We start from the raw sequence: 17762 nt of genomic DNA on the forward strand, positions 1-17762 counted from the left end.
CAAAATGAAATATGCAATCGGTATTGATATTGGGGGAACAAAAGTTGCAGGTGGTTTGGTAGATGAGATGGGAAATGTAACCCACATTACTCGTCTACCTTCAAATCCCAGTAATCGTGAGGGAATGTTTGCTGTTGTTTGTCGCGTAATCGAACAAGTTTTGGTTGATAGTAAGTTATCTGCTCATGAAGTATGTGTAGGCTTAGGTATTCCGGGTTTAGTAGATCGTGAAGCGGGAATAGCAGTTTTTCAAAATAATTTGGCATGGGAAAATTTTCCGGTAGTAGCGCGATTAAGAGAAGCTTTTCCAGCAATGAAAAAAATTGTAATTGATAATGATGTCTACCAAGCAACAAGAGCAGAATGGAATTATGCTGGTCTAAAGGAAGAAGAATTATTAGTCTATATCACCATTAGTACAGGTCTGTCTTGTGCGATTATGACAAGAGGTGACTTTATTCGCGGAAATGGATTTGCTGGTGAACTTGGTCTCATTCCCTTAAAAGAAAAAAATGGACATATCTATTCTGTCGAACAAAGTGCAGCTGGTCCTGCATTAGCAGAACGAGGAAAAGAGGCCTATAACGATGGCACTGTAACACCAGAAGAAATTTTTAGACGTTATCGTTTGGGAGAACCGCTAGCAAAAGAATTGGTAGAGGCATGGAGTAAAGATGTTAGCCAGGCTGTATATACCATTGTTTCATTGTTAGATCCTCAAAAAATTATTTTTGGCGGTAGTGTAATGACTTTAAATCCTGATTTGCTTCCCTTGATTAAAACAAAATTAGGAGAATGGATTGTTCCCGCACAAAGTCATAGTATTACCAGTTTGGGCATCTCGCCTTATCCAAACACTGGTGGAATCATTGGAGCGGGATTACATGCGTTAAATTGAAGATTTAAGGCTAATTTTTGTGTGATTTTATCAGACAAAAAATTAGCCTTTTTCTTGTTGTTATCTGAGACGGTTTCACATAAGTTGCAAATAGAAGGAAGTGGGTTTTTATAGCCTTTGATTCAAAATAATGATAAACTATTAACGAATATGCTGGATTGCAGATAACCTTTTGGTGCTAGTAAATAAGGAGGATAGCCATGATTTCAGTAAATGATTTTAAAACAGGTTTAACGATTGAAGTCGACGGTGATATTTGGCGTGTGGTAGATTTTCAACACGTAAAACCTGGCAAAGGCGCAGCTTTTGTCCGTTCAAAATTAAAGAATTTACGTAATGGTGCGGTACAAGAAAAAACTTTTCGTGCCGGTGAAAAAGTTGCAAAAGCGCAAATTGATAATCGTAAAATGCAATACCTGTATGAAAGTGGCGACAGCCATGTCTTTATGGATTTGGAAACTTATGAACAAATTGAGATTCCAACGCAACAGATTAGAGACGAATTGAAATATATGTTAGAGAATATGGAAGTTACAGTTATTATGTATGGTTCAGAGATTCTAGGTGTGGATTTGCCAAACACAGTTGTCTTAGAAGTTGCTGAAACAGAACCCAACATTAAAGGGGATACCTCTTCAGGTGGTTCAAAACCAGCAATTATGGAAACTGGTGTAACTGTTAACGTACCGTTTTTTGTTAATCAAGGGGATAAATTGATTGTTAATACAACTGACGGTTCATATGTCTCGCGGGCATAATTGTAATTAGACTGGAGGAAGTCACTGTGGCTGAGGAAAAGAATTTAGTATTAGATGCAAATCAAGATTTAGGTGAAATTGTAATCGCTCCGGAAGTGATTGAAATTATTATTGGAATTGCCGCTTCTAAGGTTGATGGTGTTTATGATATGCAAGGTAGTTTTACTAGTAATGTTACGCAATTACTAGGTCGTTCGAATCATGGTAAAGGGGTTTCTTTAACCATCGATGAAACCGGAATTAAGGTTGACCTTTACTGCTACATGAAGTATGGTGTTTCTGTACCAAAAACAGCGATGGAGATTCAAGAGCGAGTAAAACAGCAAGTATTGTTCATGACCGATGTTGAACTAGCTGAGGTAAATGTACATGTTGTGGCGGTCGTACCAGAAAAAATTGAAACGCCAGACTTAGATGAATTATTTGAAAATGAGGAAGAAAATGAGTAAAGAATTATCTCGTCATGAGATCCGAAAAATGGCCTTACAAGCTTTATTTCCTTTGGATTTTAATCAGGATTTAGACAAAAAAGATGCCATTATGCAAGCAATTGAGTTAGAACACCACGAAATGGTGGATGAAGAACAAGAAAATTTTGTCCCAGCTTATTTAGATCGGCTGGTTGCAGGCGTTTGTGAACACAAAGAAAACTTAGATGAGTTGATTCAAAAACATCTAAAAAAAGGTTGGAGTGTTAAACGTCTTTCTAAAATGGATTTGTGTATTTTACGCATTGCCAGCTATGAGATGTTGTATGAAAAAGATATTCCGAATAAGGTAGCTTTAAATGAAGCGTTAGAGTTAACCAAGACATTTAGTGATGATCAATCCCGTAAATTCGTTAATGGAGTTTTATCTGCAATCAATACAGATTTGATTAAAGAAGTATAGGGATGTATTAATAAAAAATGTACGAAACTAAGACAGACAAGAATCTTTTTTGATTCTTGTCTGTCTTTCTTATTGAAGGCAAAGGAAATGGTATTAATTTAGGGATAAAATACTAACAATTATGAAAAAATTTTCGCTGGTAAATTTTCAGTAAAAGACGACAAGAACTTTCAAATTAAAAGCTCCCTATGCTAGAATAGGGCTAAATGAATGAAAGAGGCGATTTTGTGGCCCAACTATTAGATGGAAAAAAATTAGCAGCAACGATGCAGGCAGAAATGAAAATTGAAGTAGCGGAAATAAAAGCTAGAGATGCCAAAGTCCCAGGGTTAGTGGTCATTTTAGTCGGTGAAGATGCTGCGAGTCAAATTTATGTGCGCAATAAAGAAACTGCTGCAGCAAAAATGGGAATTTTTTCTAAAATCGATCGCCGTCCTATAAATATTACCGAAAAAGAATTATTAGATTTAATTAAAATCTATAACGAAGACGAGCGTTTTCATGGCATTTTAGTGCAATTACCATTACCTGCTCACATTGATGAAGAAAAAGTAATTATGGCTATTGATCCTAAAAAAGATGTAGATGGTTTTCATCCTTTAAATATTGGAAGATTGTTTGCAGGAGATCCATTAATGATTCCTTGTACACCGTATGGGATAATGAAACTTTTAGAGGCTTATAATATTTCAATAATCGGGAAGAATGCTGTAGTTATTGGTCGTAGCAATATTGTCGGTAAACCAATGGCGCATCTTTTATTACAAGAAAATGCGACAGTAACGATCGCACATTCAAAAACTAAAAATTTACCAGAAATTGCTAAAAAAGCAGATATTTTAGTTGCAGCTGTTGGGGTCGGTCATTTGGTTACTGAAGACTATGTTAAAGCGGGTGCTGTAGTAATAGATGTTGGTATGAATCGGGATAAAAATAATAAATTAATTGGCGATGTGGATTTTGCTGCAGTTGAACCAATCGCAGACTTTATTACACCGGTTCCTGGAGGCGTTGGCCCGATGACGATTACAATGCTTTTATATCAAACAATTAAAGCGTATAACATACAGAAATCAGGTGTTTAAATGGCACAGGAGTATTTAACAGTTACAGCTTTGACCAAGTATCTAAAACGTAAATTTGAGGTAGATCCTTATTTGGAAAAAGTCTATCTGACAGGAGAAATATCTAATTTTCGTTTGCGACCAAATCATCAATATTTTTCTTTGAAAGATGATGGTGCTAAGATTTCTGCGGTGATGTTTAAAGGGGCATTTAGTAAATTAAAATTTCAACCTGAAGAAGGTATGAAAGTTTTTGTTATTGGTCGTATTTCTCTTTTTGAAGCTAGTGGAAACTACCAGATTTATGTGGAACAAATGGTACCTGATGGTGTAGGAGCTTTATATCAAGCCTATGAACAGTTAAAAGCAAAATTAGAAAAAGAAGGATTATTCTTAGCGCCAAAAAAGCGATTGCCTAAATATCCCAAAAAAATTGCTGTGTTAACTAGTCCCAGTGGAGCGGTCATTCGTGATATCATGACAACTGTAAAAAGACGGTATCCTATTGCTGAAATTACGTTATTTCCTACTGTAGTACAAGGGGATAAAGCGGCTGGAAATGTCGTAACTAACATTGAACGTGTAGAAGAATTAGGTGATTTTGATACCATGATTATAGGTCGCGGTGGAGGTTCGATTGAGGATTTATGGCCCTTTAATGAAGAGAAAGTCGCACGGGCAATCTTTAATGCTAAAACACCGATTATTTCTTCTGTAGGACACGAAACAGATACGACGATTGCCGATTTGGTAGCAGATGTGCGGGCAGCAACCCCTACTGCCGCAGCTGAATTGGCTGTACCAGTATTAAGTGATGAAATTTTAAAAATCAAGGAACGACAGACTCGATTAGAACAAGCTTTTATGCATCAATTAACATTAAAAAAAGAGCGCTATGAACGCTTACGGAGTTCCTATGTATTACGACAACCAGAACGTTTGTATGATGCACAGGCAATTAAGTTAGATCAATTGACACAACGTTTGATACAAAGCACACAAAACCGTCTTTTTGAAGAAGAAAAAAAAGTTATGCAATTGGATCATCATTTACGGCAAATTAATCCTAAAAATAAAGTAAATGAATTAAAGCAGCATCAGGCGTATTTACACGAGCGGTTAGAAAAAAGTATTTACCAATTATTACATCAAAAGCAACAATCTTTTGCAAATGCAGTTCAATCTTTGGATTTATTAAGTCCATTAAAGATTATGGGACGTGGCTATAGCTATACCACAAAAGGCGATAATCTGATTAAAAGTATTGGAGAAATTGCTGTAACCGATACAATAGTTGTTCATTATCAAGATGGGGAAGCAACAGCAGAAATTAAAAAAGTTGAAGCAATGGAAAACAGAGAAGCAAGCAAATGAATTAGCGAAAGCTTTTTTAAGACAACTTATTGACAAGATGGAGGAAATAATGGCTAAACAAACATTTGAAGAATCATTGCAAGAATTAGAAGTAATCGTAAAGCAGTTAGAGCAAGGAGATGTTCCGTTAGAAGAAGCTTTGACAGCCTTTAAAAAAGGAATTACATTAAGTAAACAATGTCAAGAAACATTGACAAATGCCGAAGATGCCTTAACAAAAATTATGCAAGAAAACGGGGAAGCTGTTGTTTTTGAAGAGGATATAAAATGAGCTTATTAACGACTTTTAAAAAAGAACACCTTACGCAAGTTGAGATTGAAATGCGTAATTTCTTAAGACAACAAACAACAGACGAAACATTACTAAAAAGTATGCTCTATTCTATTGATGCAGGAGGAAAAAGGCTACGTCCACTGTTATTACTAGCTACAATTACAGGCTTTGAAAAAGAAATAAAACGGGGAATGTATCAAGTCGCAGCAGCTGTAGAAATGATTCACACCTACTCGCTAATTCATGATGATCTACCAGCAATGGATGACGATCAGCTGCGCCGTGGCTTGCCAACGAATCATGTGAAATTTGGTGCCGGTATGGCAACGTTAGCTGGTGATGGACTTTTGACAGAAGCTTTTCACTTATTAAGTCAATCAGAATTAGACAGCGATTTATGTTTATTGTTAGTACAAAATTTGGCAAAAGCTAGCGGTAGTTTTGGGATGGTTGCTGGTCAAGCCGCTGATGTGCAAGCAGAAGGAAAACAATTACAATTGCAAGAAATGACCTATATACATCAGCGTAAAACGGGTGCTTTATTTACTTTTGCGATTACTGCTGGTGGTTTACTTGCGCAACAAGAAGAGAGTGTTGTGGATTTATTACAAATTTTAGCAGGTCATTTGGGATTAGCTTTTCAAATTCGGGATGATTTATTAGATGTGACGGCTACTACGGAACAATTAGGTAAAAATGTTGGACACGATGCGGCTTTGAATAAAAGTACGTACCCAGCTTTATTAGGAGTAGATAAAAGCTATCAATTGTTTGCCGCAGAGTTAGCGGCTACAAAGAATTGTATTGAGAAATTAGGAGAAGTTTCTTTTGCAAAACCGGATTTATTGCTAACGTTAATAGAAGAATTGACCTTGGAGGCAAGGGAAAAATGAAAAAAGAGCGCGTAGATGTTTTAGCACACCAACAAGGTTTATTTGAAACCAGAGAACAGGCCAAAAGAGGCGTAATGGCAGGATTGGTTTATTTAGCCAAAAATAGCGAGCGATTAGATAAGCCTGGTGAGAAAATTCCTATTGATGCCATTTTGGAATTAAAAGGAACTAAATTACCGTATGTTTCCCGCGGGGGCTTGAAATTAGAAAAGGCGTTGCAGGTTTTTGATTTGACGATGCAAGACAAAATTTTGTTAGATATTGGCGCCTCAACAGGTGGATTTACCGATGTCGCACTGCAAAATGGTGCCCAGTTAAGCTACGCGTTAGATGTTGGTTATAATCAGTTAGCATGGAAGTTGCGTCAAGATCCTCGAGTAGTTGTTATGGAACGAACGAATTTTCGATACAGTGAACCAGCTGATTTTACTAAAGGGTTACCACAAATTGCGACAATTGACGTCTCCTTTATTTCTTTAAGTTTAATATTGCCGCCACTAGCTAAAATTTTGGTTGAAAATGGCGATGTAATGGCGTTAATTAAACCTCAATTTGAAGCGGGTAAAGAAGCTGTAGGAAAACATGGCATCGTCAGAGATTTTAAGGTTCATCAAAGTGTACTGGAAAAAACGTTAGCGATGGCTGTCGCAAGTGGTTTTTCTGTGGTAGGATTGGATTATTCACCGATTAAAGGTGGCGAGGGAAATATTGAGTTTATTACGCATTTGAAAAAAAGTGAAGCTCCTACTCTTGCAACAAATATTGTAATTGCAGATGTAGTAGATGCAGCACACAGACAGTTAAAGCAATAACGGCTTTATTCTAAACAAATCATGGATTTTAGCTATCCAAATAATAACTGTATTTAATTTTACATCATTTTATTTAGTAAATGATGTAAAGAATTAAGTTACAGCTATTATTTGGATTTTTGTTGTTTTAGTAGGGATTGCTAAGAAAATTTTAGTTTTTTACTGCCTTTATTTATACGTAAAAATACGTTATTATTAATAAGAATTCAAAGTCAAATAATTTTAGAAAAAGGCGTGTGAATGAACTTTATTTCCTACGGCTTTATTTTATGTGAAGGAGCAAACTATGAGAAAGAAAGAGCGTCATCGTTTGATTACCCGTTTGTTAACAGAAAAAAATATCCAGAAACAAGAAGATTTTGTTGATTTGTTAAAAAGTCGCGGTGTCGTGGTAACACAAGCCACAATTTCTCGTGATATAAAGGAATTAAAACTAATCAAAGTACCATCGCAAGAAGGTGGCTATCGCTATAGTCTGCCAGCTGAAACTGCAGAAGATGTCGGGGCAAAATTGGAAAAAATGTTAAAAGATGCCTTTGTTTCTGTTGATCAAATGGAAAAATTTGTGGTGCTAAAAACATTACCAGGTAATGCGTCAGCTATTGCCAATTTAATTGAAAAAAGATTTCAAGATAATTTATTTTCTGTATTGAATGATGATGACACGGTTTTAATGATTACCCGAACAGAAGCAGCTGCCCAAGATTTACGGCGGGAATTTTTGCGCTTTTTATAAAAGCAGGAGTTGAAGTTGAATGTTAGTAGAATTAGCAATTAAAAATTTTGCAATTATTTCCAGTCTACGTTTGCAATTTCATCAAGGTATGACAGCATTAACTGGAGAAACGGGTGCAGGAAAATCAATCATTATTGATGCAATGGGCCTTTTATGTGGGAGCCGGGGTTCTAGTGATTATATTCGTGAAGGTAGTAATAAATGTAGCCTTGAAGGTTTATTCGAATTGCCTAAAAGTAGTCAGTTAAACGAGTTATTGCACGAGCTAGGCATTGAAACAGAGGACGAATTACTAATTGTACAACGGGATATTAGTCAAAGTGGTAAAAATATTTGTCGTGTGAACGGCCGCACGTTAACCTTAGCAAATTTGCGACGGATTGGAGCTTTCTTAGTTGATATTCAAGGGCAAAATGAACATCAAGAACTGCTGCAACCAGATCGTCATTTGCATTTATTAGATCAATTTGGTGGACAAAAATTTCATGAATTATTAGAGCGCTATCAACAAGCTTATGAAAAATTTCAACATTTAAATAAGCAAATGCGTAAAATTCAAGTTAATGAACAGTCATATGTACAAAGAGTAGATATGCTGCATTTTCAGCAAGATGAAATTGCAAGTGCCAATTTGTTACCAAATGAAGAGGAAGAACTAGTAGAAGAGCGAGAAAAATTAGGGAATTATCAAAAAATTGTTGATAGTCTGGCTAAAAGTTATGCGCTTTTAACTAACGATGAAGAAAATAGCTTAGATGGAATTGGCGCTGCCTTAACGAATATGCAAGATATTGCACATTTGGATAATGAATATGAAACAATTAGTGAGAACTTACAATCTGCTTTTTATTTATTACAAGATGCGGCTGGTGATATTTCCCGACAATTAGATAGTTTATCTTTTGATGAAGGGCGCTTAGAAGAGGTGAATCAACGGTTAGAATTAATTCGTCAATTAAAACGAAAATATGGTGAGAGTATCCCAGAAATTTTAGCGTATTATGATGAAATAAAAAAAGAACTTGCTGAATCTGCTTTTTCTGAAGGTCAGTTAGAGCAATTGGCAAAAGAAGTTCATATACAAGAACAAGTAGTGTGGCATTTCGCAGAAGAGTTGCATCAAGAACGAAAAAGGATTGCCCGCAAACTCGCAAAAGCTATTGTCACCGAGTTAAAAGAACTCTATATGGAGTATAGTCAGTTTGAAGTCCGTTTTAATAATGGCAAAAAAATACTTCATGAAAATGGGTTTGATGAAGTGGAATTCTATCTAACTACCAATCCAGGAGAACCCTTAAAGCCCTTAGTTAAGGTTGCTTCAGGTGGTGAATTGTCCCGGATGTTATTAGCATTAAAAACAATTTTTTCTCAAAGTCAAGGCATTACGAGTATTGTTTTTGATGAAGTCGATACAGGTGTGAGCGGTAGAGTCGCACAAGCAATTGCTGAAAAAATTGCTAAAATTGCGGAAAATTCTCAAGTTTTGTGTATTACCCACTTACCACAAGTTGCAGCAATTGCGGATTATCAGTATTACATTAAAAAGGAAGTCAGCCAAGGACGAACGCAAACAATCGTTTCTGAATTAGCCCCGCATTTACGCATAAACGAAATTGCACGTATGTTAGCTGGAGCTGAGGTGACTGATTTAACGCTGGAACATGCCAAGGAGCTTTTGGCTATGGCTGGTCATTAGTCTATTTAAAAAGAGTCGTGAAAAAAGCAACTGCTTTTTTCACGACTCTTTTTAAATAGACGTACACGTTTTACATGACGCTTAAAATTGCAGTTAAAAAGACAGAACCAACAGTCAAAATTAACATGGTCCAAATGACGATTTTGGTTACTTTACTAAAAGTACTACTTGATTTTTTTTCGTTCATAAAAGCCACCCTTACATAGATTCTTCTCTTGGAGTTTACTCTCTTTTGCCAGTTACTTCAAGCAAACGGGCAATAATTTCACAAAAGATTCCGCTTTTTTAAATATTTAATTACCAAATAGCAAATGAGAATCGTTACACCAGTAATGAGCAAAAAAGCATAATCGGATTTGGCAAAAGGTAATTTTACATTCATTCCATATATGCCACCTATAATAGTAGGAATTGTTAAAACAATTGTTAAAGAAGTTAAAATTTTCATAACGATATTTAAATTGTTAGAAACAATGGCCGAAAACGTTTCGTTCATTTGACTTACGAGTTGGAGGTTTATTTTAGCAGTAGTCACAGACTGCTTTGTTTCAACTAATATATCATGAAGATGATTCTGATACGCGTGATGATTTTGAAATTCGTTAGTATTAGCTAATTTGGTTAAGGTTTTAAAATTGGCTTTGGTAGCTGCCTCAAATAGAACAAGACTTTTTTGAATATCCATAAGCTGATACAAATGTTTATTTTCGGTAGAAACTTGTATTTGTCCTTCTAGTTTATCGACTTGTCGTTTTAAATCGGCTAAGTTTTGATTATAAGTGAAAGCCAAGTGCCATAATATTTGTAAAACAAGATTTAATTTATTACTCATATCATTTTTAGGTAATGGTTTTTCTAATATCGTTTTAAAAAAAGGCATATGGTAGTTGCAAACTGTAAGTAGTTTTTTTTCAGGCGTAATAATTAAAGCGAGTGGGTAAGTATTAAATTGTAAATAACCACTAGGACTTGTTGAAACATAAGGAAACTGTAATAATAGCAATGCAGGAATTAAAAAGTTTTCTTGATTGAGGCCTTCTGCCCGAGAATTTTCAGCATCATCCAAGATACTGGTTAAGTAATCTTTTGGCAATTCATACTTTTTTGAAAGTTGCTCGATTTCAGCAGTAGTTGGTTTTTCAACGTGGAGCCAAAGAGACTCTTTAATATCTTCTGTTTCAATCAAATGATTATCTTTAAGAAAATAATGCGTAATCATGTAGTCACATCCTTTATGAAACATTATAATAGAAAAACGGTGTAATTTCTTTTGATAGATCGTGAAAACTTAAGAAAAACTTATCTGCCTACAAGAACTTTTAAAAGAACTGTTACACTGATGTAAAGAAAATCAAGTATAGTTACCCTAGCGGTATGGAGAGGAAATGAAAAATGGAAAAGTTTACACCGTTATTAGTCTTTTGGTACATTTTTCCGGTAATCGTTTTGGTTGCCTGTAACTTTCTTGTTACAACATTTGCTTTAACTAAGCGTTTCAAAATTAAAGCGCCTGACTTGACTGTTCCTTTTCTTTTTTTGGGAATTAATCAAGTGTCACAAGCTACTTTTACTTTTTCCGCACTGCCGTATTTTATAATCGGAATGTTGGTTTTAGGAATTGGTTTGGCTATTTTTCACGCCTATTTTTATGGTGAATTATCATACGGACGTTACTTAAAAATGTTTTGGCGTTTAGTTTTTCTACTCACAATGGTATTTTATCTCTTTATCATTGTGCTTAGTATTCTACATTTTGTCTAACTTTTTAGCATTTGAAACTAAAATAAATTTGTTATTCATTCTGTTGATTTTCTTGGTAAAAAAAAGTCAAAAAACTTCTCTTATTCGTATACATAATTGGTGGTAGAAAGTGGGGGATTGTGGTAGACTGTGTATATCAAGTGGTGACAGGAGGCTTTTTTGATGTTCATGGGCGAATTTCAGCATTCAATTGATGCAAAAGGTCGTTTAATCGTCCCTGCAAAATTACGAGAAAAGCTCGGTGAAAAGTTCATTGTCACAAGAGGACTTGATGGCTGTTTATTTGGTTATCCAAAAACAGAATGGGAAAAATTAGAAGAAAAGTTAAATGAAATGCCACTAGCTAAAAAAGATGCTCGTACCTTTGTTCGTTTTTTTTATTCAGCAGCAACAGAATGTGAGATAGATAAACAAGGACGAATTAACATTCCTCAAACCTTACGAAAACACGCTAGTTTAACAAAAAATTGTGTCATTACTGGTGTGAGTAATCGCATTGAGATTTGGGATGAGGCGAAATGGCAGGCTTTCTCAGAAGAAGCCGAAGAAAATTTTGATGAAATTGCCGAAACGATGATTGATTTTGGCTTATAGAAAGAGGAACTTAAATGGCGGAGTCGTTTCAACATTATACTGTGATGCTTAAAGAAACAGTCGATGGTCTAAACATTAAACCAGACGGTATTTATGTTGATTGTACCTTAGGCGGGGCCGGGCATAGTCACTATTTATTATCACAGTTAAATGCAAAAGGTCATCTTTATGCTTTTGATCAAGATCAAAAGGCGATTGATCATGCTAAAGTTTTTTTGAAAGATGCTATTGCCGCTGGAAAAGTAACTTTTATTAAAGATAACTTTCGTAACTTAGCTACTGCATTGAGTGAACAGGGGATAAATAAAATTGATGGCGTTTTGTATGATTTAGGCGTTTCATCGCCACAACTTGACGAAGCTAGTCGCGGATTTAGCTATCATCAAGATGCTCCTTTAGATATGCGAATGGATCAAACAGCAGCGTTTTCTGCGTATGATTTAGTCAACACTTATGATTATCATGAGTTAGTTAAAATATTTTATCGTTATGGTGAAGAAAAATTTTCAAAACAAGTAGCGCGTCAAATTGAACGTGCGCGCCAAAAAAAACCAATTGAAACGACAGGTGAATTGGTGGATTTAATCAAAGAAGCGATTCCTGCGCCCGCTAGACGAAAAGGCGGACATCCAGCCAAACGGATTTTTCAAGCAATTCGTATTGCGGTCAACGATGAATTAGGCGCAATCGAAGAGTCATTAGAACAAGCAATTACACTTTTAAATGTCGGTGGCAGAGTAAGTGTGATTACATTTCATTCATTGGAAGATCGCTTAGTTAAAAATATTTTTAAAGAATATAGTAATCCTAAAGACTTACCACCAGGCTTACCAATTGTGCCAGTGGAGTATCAACCAGAATTAAAAATAATGAATCGCAAACCAATTGTTGCAAGTGAACAAGAGCTGGACGAAAATAACCGCTCTCGCAGTGCAAAATTGAGAATTGCTGAAAGAATCAAAGAGTAAAAGGAGCGTCGAAATGGCAGAAGCGAAACGTGAATATCATTATGATATGAATCAAGCGGCACCGGCACCACAAATTGAACAACCAAATCCGTCAGCGAAACCATCGACGCCCATACGTCCTGAAATTATTCGCATTCCATCTTCGCCCGCTCGAAAATTAAAACGTATCAGTGGATTGGAAAAAGTTATTGGTATTTTTCTTTTGGCTGCGGTGATTGGCTTGGCTATTTTAACGGTGTATGTTAGAACAGACATTAGCCAATTGGAGCGAGAAGTTTCTCAAATTGAAGCACAAACGACGCAACAAGCGGATGAAAAGACTCGTTTAGAACAGGAAAAAAGTGAACTTTCAAAAACTGAACGAATCAAAAAAATTGCAGAGAAAAAAGGACTTAAAATTAACGACGATAACTTAAGGAAAGTGAAGTAAATGCGTTTTAAACGAATTAGAAAGTATTTCCGCAAGAAAAATCAAAATCCAACGAACAACCGCAAAAAAGTAGGGATTATTCTCTTTACTACGAGTATTGGGTTGTTCTTTTTGTTTGCCGCCCGTTTAGGTTACTTGGTGGTAGTAGGAAACGTGGCTGGAACATCGTTGGAAAAAAAGACAGCGGCATTATATGAAGGTAGTAAAATCGTCAAGGCAAAACGAGGTACAATTTACGACCGTAATGGGGTGGCAATTGCTGAAGATGCTACTTCGTATTCACTCAAAGCCATTTTGTCGAAAAATTATAAAACAGGCGATAAAAAATTATATGTTCAAAGTAAAGACTATGAAAAAGTTGCGACCATTTTGCATGATATTTTGGGTCTGGATGAAAAAGAAGTGATTGCCCGTTTAAAAGATGGTGCTAAAAATGATTTATATCAAGTTGAGTTTTCTGGTAAAGGTAAAAATATCACCTTGGAGAAAAAAAAGAAAATTGAAAAAGCGATGGAAGACGCCGGACTTTCTGGCTTGGATTTTGATGAACATCCGAATCGGATTTATCCAAACGGGACGTTTGCCTCGCATTTTATAGGATACGCAGAACCTGAGGTTAGTGACAAAGGAATTGACAAAGGGTTAGTTGGTAAGATGGGTTTAGAGGCTGCTTACAATGATATCTTAAGTGGGACAGATGGTAAAATTGTCTATCAAAAAGATAATTATCAAAATCCGTTGCCAGGAACGGTTGCGCAAAAAAAAGCAGCAAAAGACGGCCAAGATATTTATACAACACTCGATAGTGGGTTACAAACTTATTTGGAGTCATTAATGGATACAGCTGTTAAAAAATACAAGCCAGAAGATGCCACTGCTGTGCTAATGGAAGCAAAAACTGGTGAGATTTTAGCAATGACACAACGTCCGACTTTCAATCCGGAAACAAAAAAGGAATTTTCTGATAAAAATTTTAATTGGATGAATCTACTGGTAGAAGATCGTTACGAACCGGGGTCCACGATGAAAGTTATGACGACTGCTGCGGCAATTGAATCTGGGGTGTTCAATGAGAATGAAACATTTACTTCCGGCGAAATTAAAGTTGCAGATGCAACTATTAATGACTGGGATTACCAAGAACAAAGAAGAACATTAACGATGCGCCAAGCGTTATCATGGTCCAGCAACGTCGGCATGGTGAAATTAGAGCAGAAAATGGGAGATACATGGCAACAATACTTGAAGAAATTTGGTTTTGGTCAAAGTACCTATTCAGGTTTGCCAGGAGAAAACAGTGGCATTTTGCCGACAAATAATATTGTTGATAAAGCCATGAGTTCATTTGGTCAAGGGATTGGAGTAACAAACTTCCAAATGATGCGGGCGTTTTCTGCGATTGCCAATAATGGCAAAATGTTAGAGCCGCACTATATTAGTAAAATTGTTAATAATCAAGATGACACAGAACGAGTGACAGAACCAGAAGTAGTAGGAAATCCGATTAGCGCACAAACAACAGCTAAAGTAAGAGAATATATGCGAGATGTTGTAGAAAGTAAAGACTACGGCAGTGCGTATGATGTGTATCATGTTCCCGGTTATAAAATTGCTGCGAAAACTGGTACCGCTCAAATTGCAGATGAAAAAAATGGTGGATACTATCAAGGAGATACAGCATATTTGTACTCAATTGTTGAAATGGTACCAGCAGAAGACCCAGAATATGTCTTATATATGACGATGAAGATGCCTGAACACTGGGAACAAAAAGCGCTAGGCGATATTGGTAATTCTCTTTTAAAACGCGCTATGGAATTTAAAGATGAACAAACAGCTTCTCCTAGTGAAAATACAGAAAAAATCGAAATTACAGACTATCGTAATTTGACAACTGACAGTGCGGCAGCAGATGCCAGTAAAAACGGTTTAGTACCGGTTGTGATTGGAACTGGCAGCAAAATTAAAGAACAAGGTACTACTCAGGGGACAAAAGTACTAGCAGGCGAAAAATTACTATTATTAACGACTGGTTCTGAATATTATATGCCAGATGTAACCCACTGGTCGAAAGCTGATTTGGTCAAGTTGGGAGACCTTTTAGGTACAAAAGTTACTTTTAAAGGTGATGGATATTGTACTGGTCAAAGTCTTGCACCTTACGAACGTGTTGGTGATGAGACGATAGAATTTACCATGGAATAAATAAAAAAAGGATAAAAGTTACTTGTAACAGGAAATGAATATATTAAAAAGAACTAGGAGAATTGAAAAATGGAATGGACAAAGATGATTTTACCGATTGTGAGTAGTTTTGCGATGACCTATGCTGTCATGCCGCTTTTCATTGGCTATTTTAGAGTTAAACAATTTGGGCAAGAAATTCGTGATGAAGGACCAATGTGGCACAATGTAAAGGCAGGCACACCGACAATGGGTGGAGTTGTCTTCTTAATCGCCACAGTTTTAACGGGTCTTTGGGTAGGTGCATGGCAAAACTTACTGTCGCCGTCTTTATTTATTCTGCTATTTGTTTTATTTTTGTATGGCTTATTAGGGTTTTTAGATGACTTTATTAAGATTTTTAAAAAGCGAAATATGGGGTTGAACTCATTACAAAAATTGATTGGCCAAATTTTAGGCGCGATTATCTTTTATGCTGTCTTTTTGCAAGATGGGAATGCTAATATTTTAAATCTTTTTGGTCTAGAAATTCATTTAGGAATACTTTACGGGATTTTTGTCATTTTCTGGTTAGTTGGTTTTTCTAATGCTGTTAATTTAACGGATGGTATCGATGGACTTGTATCTGGATTAGGGGTTATTTCCTTTGCAACTTATGGTATGATAGCTTGGAAGCAAAACCAATTTGATGTCTTGATCATTTGTTTAAGTGTGATTGGCGGTCTATTGGGCTTTTTCCCTTACAACCACAAACCAGCAAAGATTTTTATGGGAGATGTAGGATCGCTTGCGCTTGGCGGTTTGTTAGCAGCAATATCAATTCTTCTACATCAAGAGTGGACTTTGTTATTGGTTGGCTTAATTTATGTAATTGAAACAGCCAGCGTTATGTTACAAGTCACATCCTTCAAATTGACGGGCAAGCGCCTGTTTAAAATGTCACCTATCCACCATCACTTTGAGATGAGCGGTTGGACTGAATGGAAGATTGATCTGGTTTTTTGGGGGATCGCGGTAGTCTGTTCTGCACTTACGCTTTTGATTATTTGGTAGGAGATGGAAAAAATGAAACAAATTATTGAATATCAAAATAAAAAAGTTCTTGTGCTAGGATTAGCAAAGAGTGGATTCAGTGCGGCCAAATTGTTACACGATTTGGGCGCACTGGTTACCGTTAATGACGGTAAACCTTTCGAAGAAAATCCAGAAGCACAAGATCTTTTAGTTTTAGGAATTAAAGTCGTCACAGGTAGTCACCCGATTGAATTATTGGATGAAGATTTTGCCTTAATGGTAAAAAATCCGGGAATTCCTTATAGTCATCCATTAGTTGAAAAAGCACTAGCTAAAGGTTTACCTATTATTACAGAAATTGAGTTAGCGTATCAAATTGCTGAGTGTAAAATAGTTGGTATTACAGGGACAAACGGAAAGACTACCACGACTACGATGATTGGTGAGATTCTAAATGCCGGTATGAAGCAAGGAAAAGCCTTGTTAGCAGGAAACATTGGTTATCCTGCTAGTACTGTTGCACAAAATGCGCAAAGTCAAGACATTATGGTAACGGAACTATCAAGTTTTCAATTGATGGGAATTCAATCTTTCCATCCGGAAATTGCAGTCATTACGAATATTTTTTCTGCGCACTTAGATTATCATGGTTCACAAGCTGAGTATGAAAAAGCAAAGTGGCACATCCAAGAAAACATGACGGAAAAAGATTATTTGATTTTAAATTGGGATCAGGAGCTTTTACAAGCTTTAGCGAAAAAAACCAAAGCTACGGTTATACCATTTTCAAGTACGCAAGTTGTTCCTGGAGCATATCAAAAAGATGGCAAATTATATTTTAATGATGAATTCATTATGGTATCTAACACATTAGGAGTTCCTGGTAATCATAACATTGAAAATGCGTTGGCAGCCATTGCTGTAGCAAAATTAAGAGGAATTAGTAATGATGATATCAAAGAAACATTACAAAATTTCAGTGGTGTACCACATCGTACGCAGTTTGTTGGGACAATTAATGATCGGCGCTTTTTTAACGATTCCAAAGCTACTAATATTTTGGCAACGGAGATGGCGCTTGGGGGCTTTGATCATGAAAAATTAATTTTATTAGCAGGTGGCCTCGATCGCGGTAATAGTTTTGATGACTTAGTTCCCTCTTTGGTGGGACTTAAAGCAATGATTGTTTTTGGTGAAACAAAAGATAAACTGGCTAAAGCAGCACAAGACGCTAATGTTTCAGTAGTGGAGTTTAGTGAAAATGCTGAAACAGCGGTAGCTAAAGCCTACGCACTCAGTGAAGTGGGAGATACAATTTTGTTGTCTCCAGCTAATGCCAGTTGGGATCAATACAAAAACTTTGAAATTAGAGGCGAGCGATTTATTGCAGCAGTCAACGCCTTGAAAAAATAATA

At 36.2% G+C, this 17762-nt stretch carries 20 protein-coding genes; 18 read left to right on the forward strand and 2 right to left on the reverse strand.

All coding sequences use genetic code 11. The annotated features are described in order from the left end of the window. Positions 1–4: 4 nt before the first annotated feature. From EsVE80_RS04230 to recN, 11 genes are all read left to right on the forward strand, one after another. Entirely contained in the window at positions 5–898 is an 894-nt protein-coding gene (locus EsVE80_RS04230) for an ROK family protein (RefSeq protein ID WP_173102587.1), read from the forward strand. Positions 899–1098: 200 nt separating this feature from the next. Next, on the forward strand, positions 1099–1656 hold the full coding sequence (gene efp, locus EsVE80_RS04235) for an elongation factor P (protein ID WP_173102588.1): 558 nt from the start codon (positions 1099–1101) through the stop codon (positions 1654–1656). A 26-nt stretch (positions 1657–1682) separates the two neighbouring features. Beyond that, positions 1683–2105, forward strand: coding sequence for an Asp23/Gls24 family envelope stress response protein (locus tag EsVE80_RS04240; protein WP_173102589.1), 423 nt, complete (start codon positions 1683–1685; stop codon positions 2103–2105). Continuing rightward, the gene (nusB, locus tag EsVE80_RS04245; protein WP_173102590.1) at positions 2098–2547 is read left to right on the forward strand and encodes a transcription antitermination factor NusB; all 450 of its coding nucleotides are present in this window, start codon (positions 2098–2100) and stop codon (positions 2545–2547) included. Before EsVE80_RS04240 ends, nusB begins: the two co-directional genes overlap by 8 nt. Before the next feature lie 227 nt (positions 2548–2774). Further along, entirely contained in the window at positions 2775–3632 is an 858-nt protein-coding gene (locus tag EsVE80_RS04250) for a bifunctional methylenetetrahydrofolate dehydrogenase/methenyltetrahydrofolate cyclohydrolase (protein WP_173102591.1), read from the forward strand. After that, positions 3633–4985: an exodeoxyribonuclease VII large subunit gene (gene xseA, locus EsVE80_RS04255; protein ID WP_173102592.1), complete on the forward strand. Its 1353-nt coding sequence runs from the start codon at positions 3633–3635 to the stop codon at positions 4983–4985. Positions 4986–5034: 49 nt separating this feature from the next. Then, a complete protein-coding gene (locus EsVE80_RS04260) occupies positions 5035–5256 on the forward strand; it encodes an exodeoxyribonuclease VII small subunit (protein ID WP_173102593.1) in 222 nt (73 codons plus the stop codon). Continuing rightward, on the forward strand, positions 5253–6152 hold the full coding sequence (locus tag EsVE80_RS04265; protein WP_173102594.1) for a polyprenyl synthetase family protein: 900 nt from the start codon (positions 5253–5255) through the stop codon (positions 6150–6152). Before EsVE80_RS04260 ends, EsVE80_RS04265 begins: the two co-directional genes overlap by 4 nt. After that, positions 6149–6964: a TlyA family RNA methyltransferase gene (locus EsVE80_RS04270; protein WP_173102595.1), complete on the forward strand. Its 816-nt coding sequence runs from the start codon at positions 6149–6151 to the stop codon at positions 6962–6964. The genes EsVE80_RS04265 and EsVE80_RS04270 overlap by 4 nt, the downstream gene beginning before the upstream one ends. Before the next feature lie 286 nt (positions 6965–7250). Then, the gene (argR, locus tag EsVE80_RS04275) at positions 7251–7700 is read left to right on the forward strand and encodes an arginine repressor (protein WP_173102596.1); all 450 of its coding nucleotides are present in this window, start codon (positions 7251–7253) and stop codon (positions 7698–7700) included. A 19-nt stretch (positions 7701–7719) separates the two neighbouring features. Next, complete coding sequence (gene recN, locus EsVE80_RS04280; RefSeq protein ID WP_173102597.1) at positions 7720–9396, forward strand: DNA repair protein RecN; 1677 nt, start codon at positions 7720–7722, stop codon at positions 9394–9396. A gap of 70 nt (positions 9397–9466) precedes the next feature. Here the strand turns inward: recN and EsVE80_RS04285 are convergent, their stop codons facing one another. Next, positions 9467–9583, reverse strand: a complete 117-nt coding sequence (locus tag EsVE80_RS04285) for a DUF4044 domain-containing protein (protein ID WP_016172522.1) — start codon at positions 9581–9583, stop codon at positions 9467–9469. A gap of 78 nt (positions 9584–9661) precedes the next feature. Then, positions 9662–10615: a magnesium transporter CorA family protein gene (locus tag EsVE80_RS04290; protein ID WP_173102598.1), complete on the reverse strand. Its 954-nt coding sequence runs from the start codon at positions 10613–10615 to the stop codon at positions 9662–9664. 173 nt (positions 10616–10788) lie between these two features. Here EsVE80_RS04290 and EsVE80_RS04295 point away from each other — a divergent pair, with 173 nt between their 5' ends. The 7 genes from EsVE80_RS04295 to murD all read left to right on the forward strand — a co-directional run bounded on the left by EsVE80_RS04295 (position 10789) and on the right by murD (position 17760). Then, positions 10789–11157 carry a DUF3397 domain-containing protein gene (locus EsVE80_RS04295; RefSeq protein ID WP_173102599.1) on the forward strand — a complete coding sequence of 123 codons (369 nt, stop codon included), beginning with the start codon at positions 10789–10791 and terminating at the stop codon, positions 11155–11157. A 162-nt stretch (positions 11158–11319) separates the two neighbouring features. Beyond that, positions 11320–11751, forward strand: coding sequence for a division/cell wall cluster transcriptional repressor MraZ (gene mraZ / locus EsVE80_RS04300; RefSeq protein ID WP_173102600.1), 432 nt, complete (start codon positions 11320–11322; stop codon positions 11749–11751). A gap of 14 nt (positions 11752–11765) precedes the next feature. Further along, positions 11766–12719 carry a 16S rRNA (cytosine(1402)-N(4))-methyltransferase RsmH gene (rsmH, locus tag EsVE80_RS04305; protein ID WP_173102601.1) on the forward strand — a complete coding sequence of 318 codons (954 nt, stop codon included), beginning with the start codon at positions 11766–11768 and terminating at the stop codon, positions 12717–12719. A gap of 13 nt (positions 12720–12732) precedes the next feature. Continuing rightward, a complete protein-coding gene (gene ftsL, locus EsVE80_RS04310) occupies positions 12733–13149 on the forward strand; it encodes a cell division protein FtsL (protein ID WP_173102602.1) in 417 nt (138 codons plus the stop codon). After that, positions 13150–15354 carry a penicillin-binding transpeptidase domain-containing protein gene (locus EsVE80_RS04315; protein ID WP_173102603.1) on the forward strand — a complete coding sequence of 735 codons (2205 nt, stop codon included), beginning with the start codon at positions 13150–13152 and terminating at the stop codon, positions 15352–15354. It begins immediately after the preceding gene. 69 nt (positions 15355–15423) lie between these two features. Beyond that, the gene (gene mraY / locus EsVE80_RS04320) at positions 15424–16386 is read left to right on the forward strand and encodes a phospho-N-acetylmuramoyl-pentapeptide-transferase (RefSeq protein ID WP_173102604.1); all 963 of its coding nucleotides are present in this window, start codon (positions 15424–15426) and stop codon (positions 16384–16386) included. A 12-nt stretch (positions 16387–16398) separates the two neighbouring features. After that, the gene (murD, locus tag EsVE80_RS04325; RefSeq protein ID WP_173102605.1) at positions 16399–17760 is read left to right on the forward strand and encodes a UDP-N-acetylmuramoyl-L-alanine--D-glutamate ligase; all 1362 of its coding nucleotides are present in this window, start codon (positions 16399–16401) and stop codon (positions 17758–17760) included. Positions 17761–17762 lie beyond the last annotated feature (2 nt).

It is taken from the genome of Enterococcus saigonensis, from assembly GCF_011397115.1.
GTDB lineage: Bacteria > Bacillota > Bacilli > Lactobacillales > Enterococcaceae > Enterococcus_C > Enterococcus_C saigonensis.

Bases quoted from the DNA above. Each gene is read 5' to 3' on its own strand.
- EsVE80_RS04270 (WP_173102595.1), top strand. From the start codon at position 6,149: ATGAAAAAAGAGCGCGTAGATGTTTTAGCACACCAACAAGGTTTATTT.
- EsVE80_RS04290 (WP_173102598.1), bottom strand. From the start codon at position 10,615: ATGATTACGCATTATTTTCTTAAAGATAATCATTTGATTGAAACAGAA.
- EsVE80_RS04230 (WP_173102587.1), top strand. From the start codon at position 5: ATGAAATATGCAATCGGTATTGATATTGGGGGAACAAAAGTTGCAGGT.
- argR (WP_173102596.1), top strand. From the start codon at position 7,251: ATGAGAAAGAAAGAGCGTCATCGTTTGATTACCCGTTTGTTAACAGAA.
- nusB (WP_173102590.1), top strand. From the start codon at position 2,098: ATGAGTAAAGAATTATCTCGTCATGAGATCCGAAAAATGGCCTTACAA.
- xseA (WP_173102592.1), top strand. From the start codon at position 3,633: ATGGCACAGGAGTATTTAACAGTTACAGCTTTGACCAAGTATCTAAAA.
- recN (WP_173102597.1), top strand. From the start codon at position 7,720: ATGTTAGTAGAATTAGCAATTAAAAATTTTGCAATTATTTCCAGTCTA.
- EsVE80_RS04285 (WP_016172522.1), bottom strand. From the start codon at position 9,583: ATGAACGAAAAAAAATCAAGTAGTACTTTTAGTAAAGTAACCAAAATC.
- ftsL (WP_173102602.1), top strand. From the start codon at position 12,733: ATGGCAGAAGCGAAACGTGAATATCATTATGATATGAATCAAGCGGCA.
- mraY (WP_173102604.1), top strand. From the start codon at position 15,424: ATGGAATGGACAAAGATGATTTTACCGATTGTGAGTAGTTTTGCGATG.
- EsVE80_RS04260 (WP_173102593.1), top strand. From the start codon at position 5,035: ATGGCTAAACAAACATTTGAAGAATCATTGCAAGAATTAGAAGTAATC.
- EsVE80_RS04265 (WP_173102594.1), top strand. From the start codon at position 5,253: ATGAGCTTATTAACGACTTTTAAAAAAGAACACCTTACGCAAGTTGAG.
- EsVE80_RS04315 (WP_173102603.1), top strand. From the start codon at position 13,150: ATGCGTTTTAAACGAATTAGAAAGTATTTCCGCAAGAAAAATCAAAAT.
- murD (WP_173102605.1), top strand. From the start codon at position 16,399: ATGAAACAAATTATTGAATATCAAAATAAAAAAGTTCTTGTGCTAGGA.
- rsmH (WP_173102601.1), top strand. From the start codon at position 11,766: ATGGCGGAGTCGTTTCAACATTATACTGTGATGCTTAAAGAAACAGTC.
- mraZ (WP_173102600.1), top strand. From the start codon at position 11,320: ATGTTCATGGGCGAATTTCAGCATTCAATTGATGCAAAAGGTCGTTTA.
- efp (WP_173102588.1), top strand. From the start codon at position 1,099: ATGATTTCAGTAAATGATTTTAAAACAGGTTTAACGATTGAAGTCGAC.
- EsVE80_RS04295 (WP_173102599.1), top strand. From the start codon at position 10,789: ATGGAAAAGTTTACACCGTTATTAGTCTTTTGGTACATTTTTCCGGTA.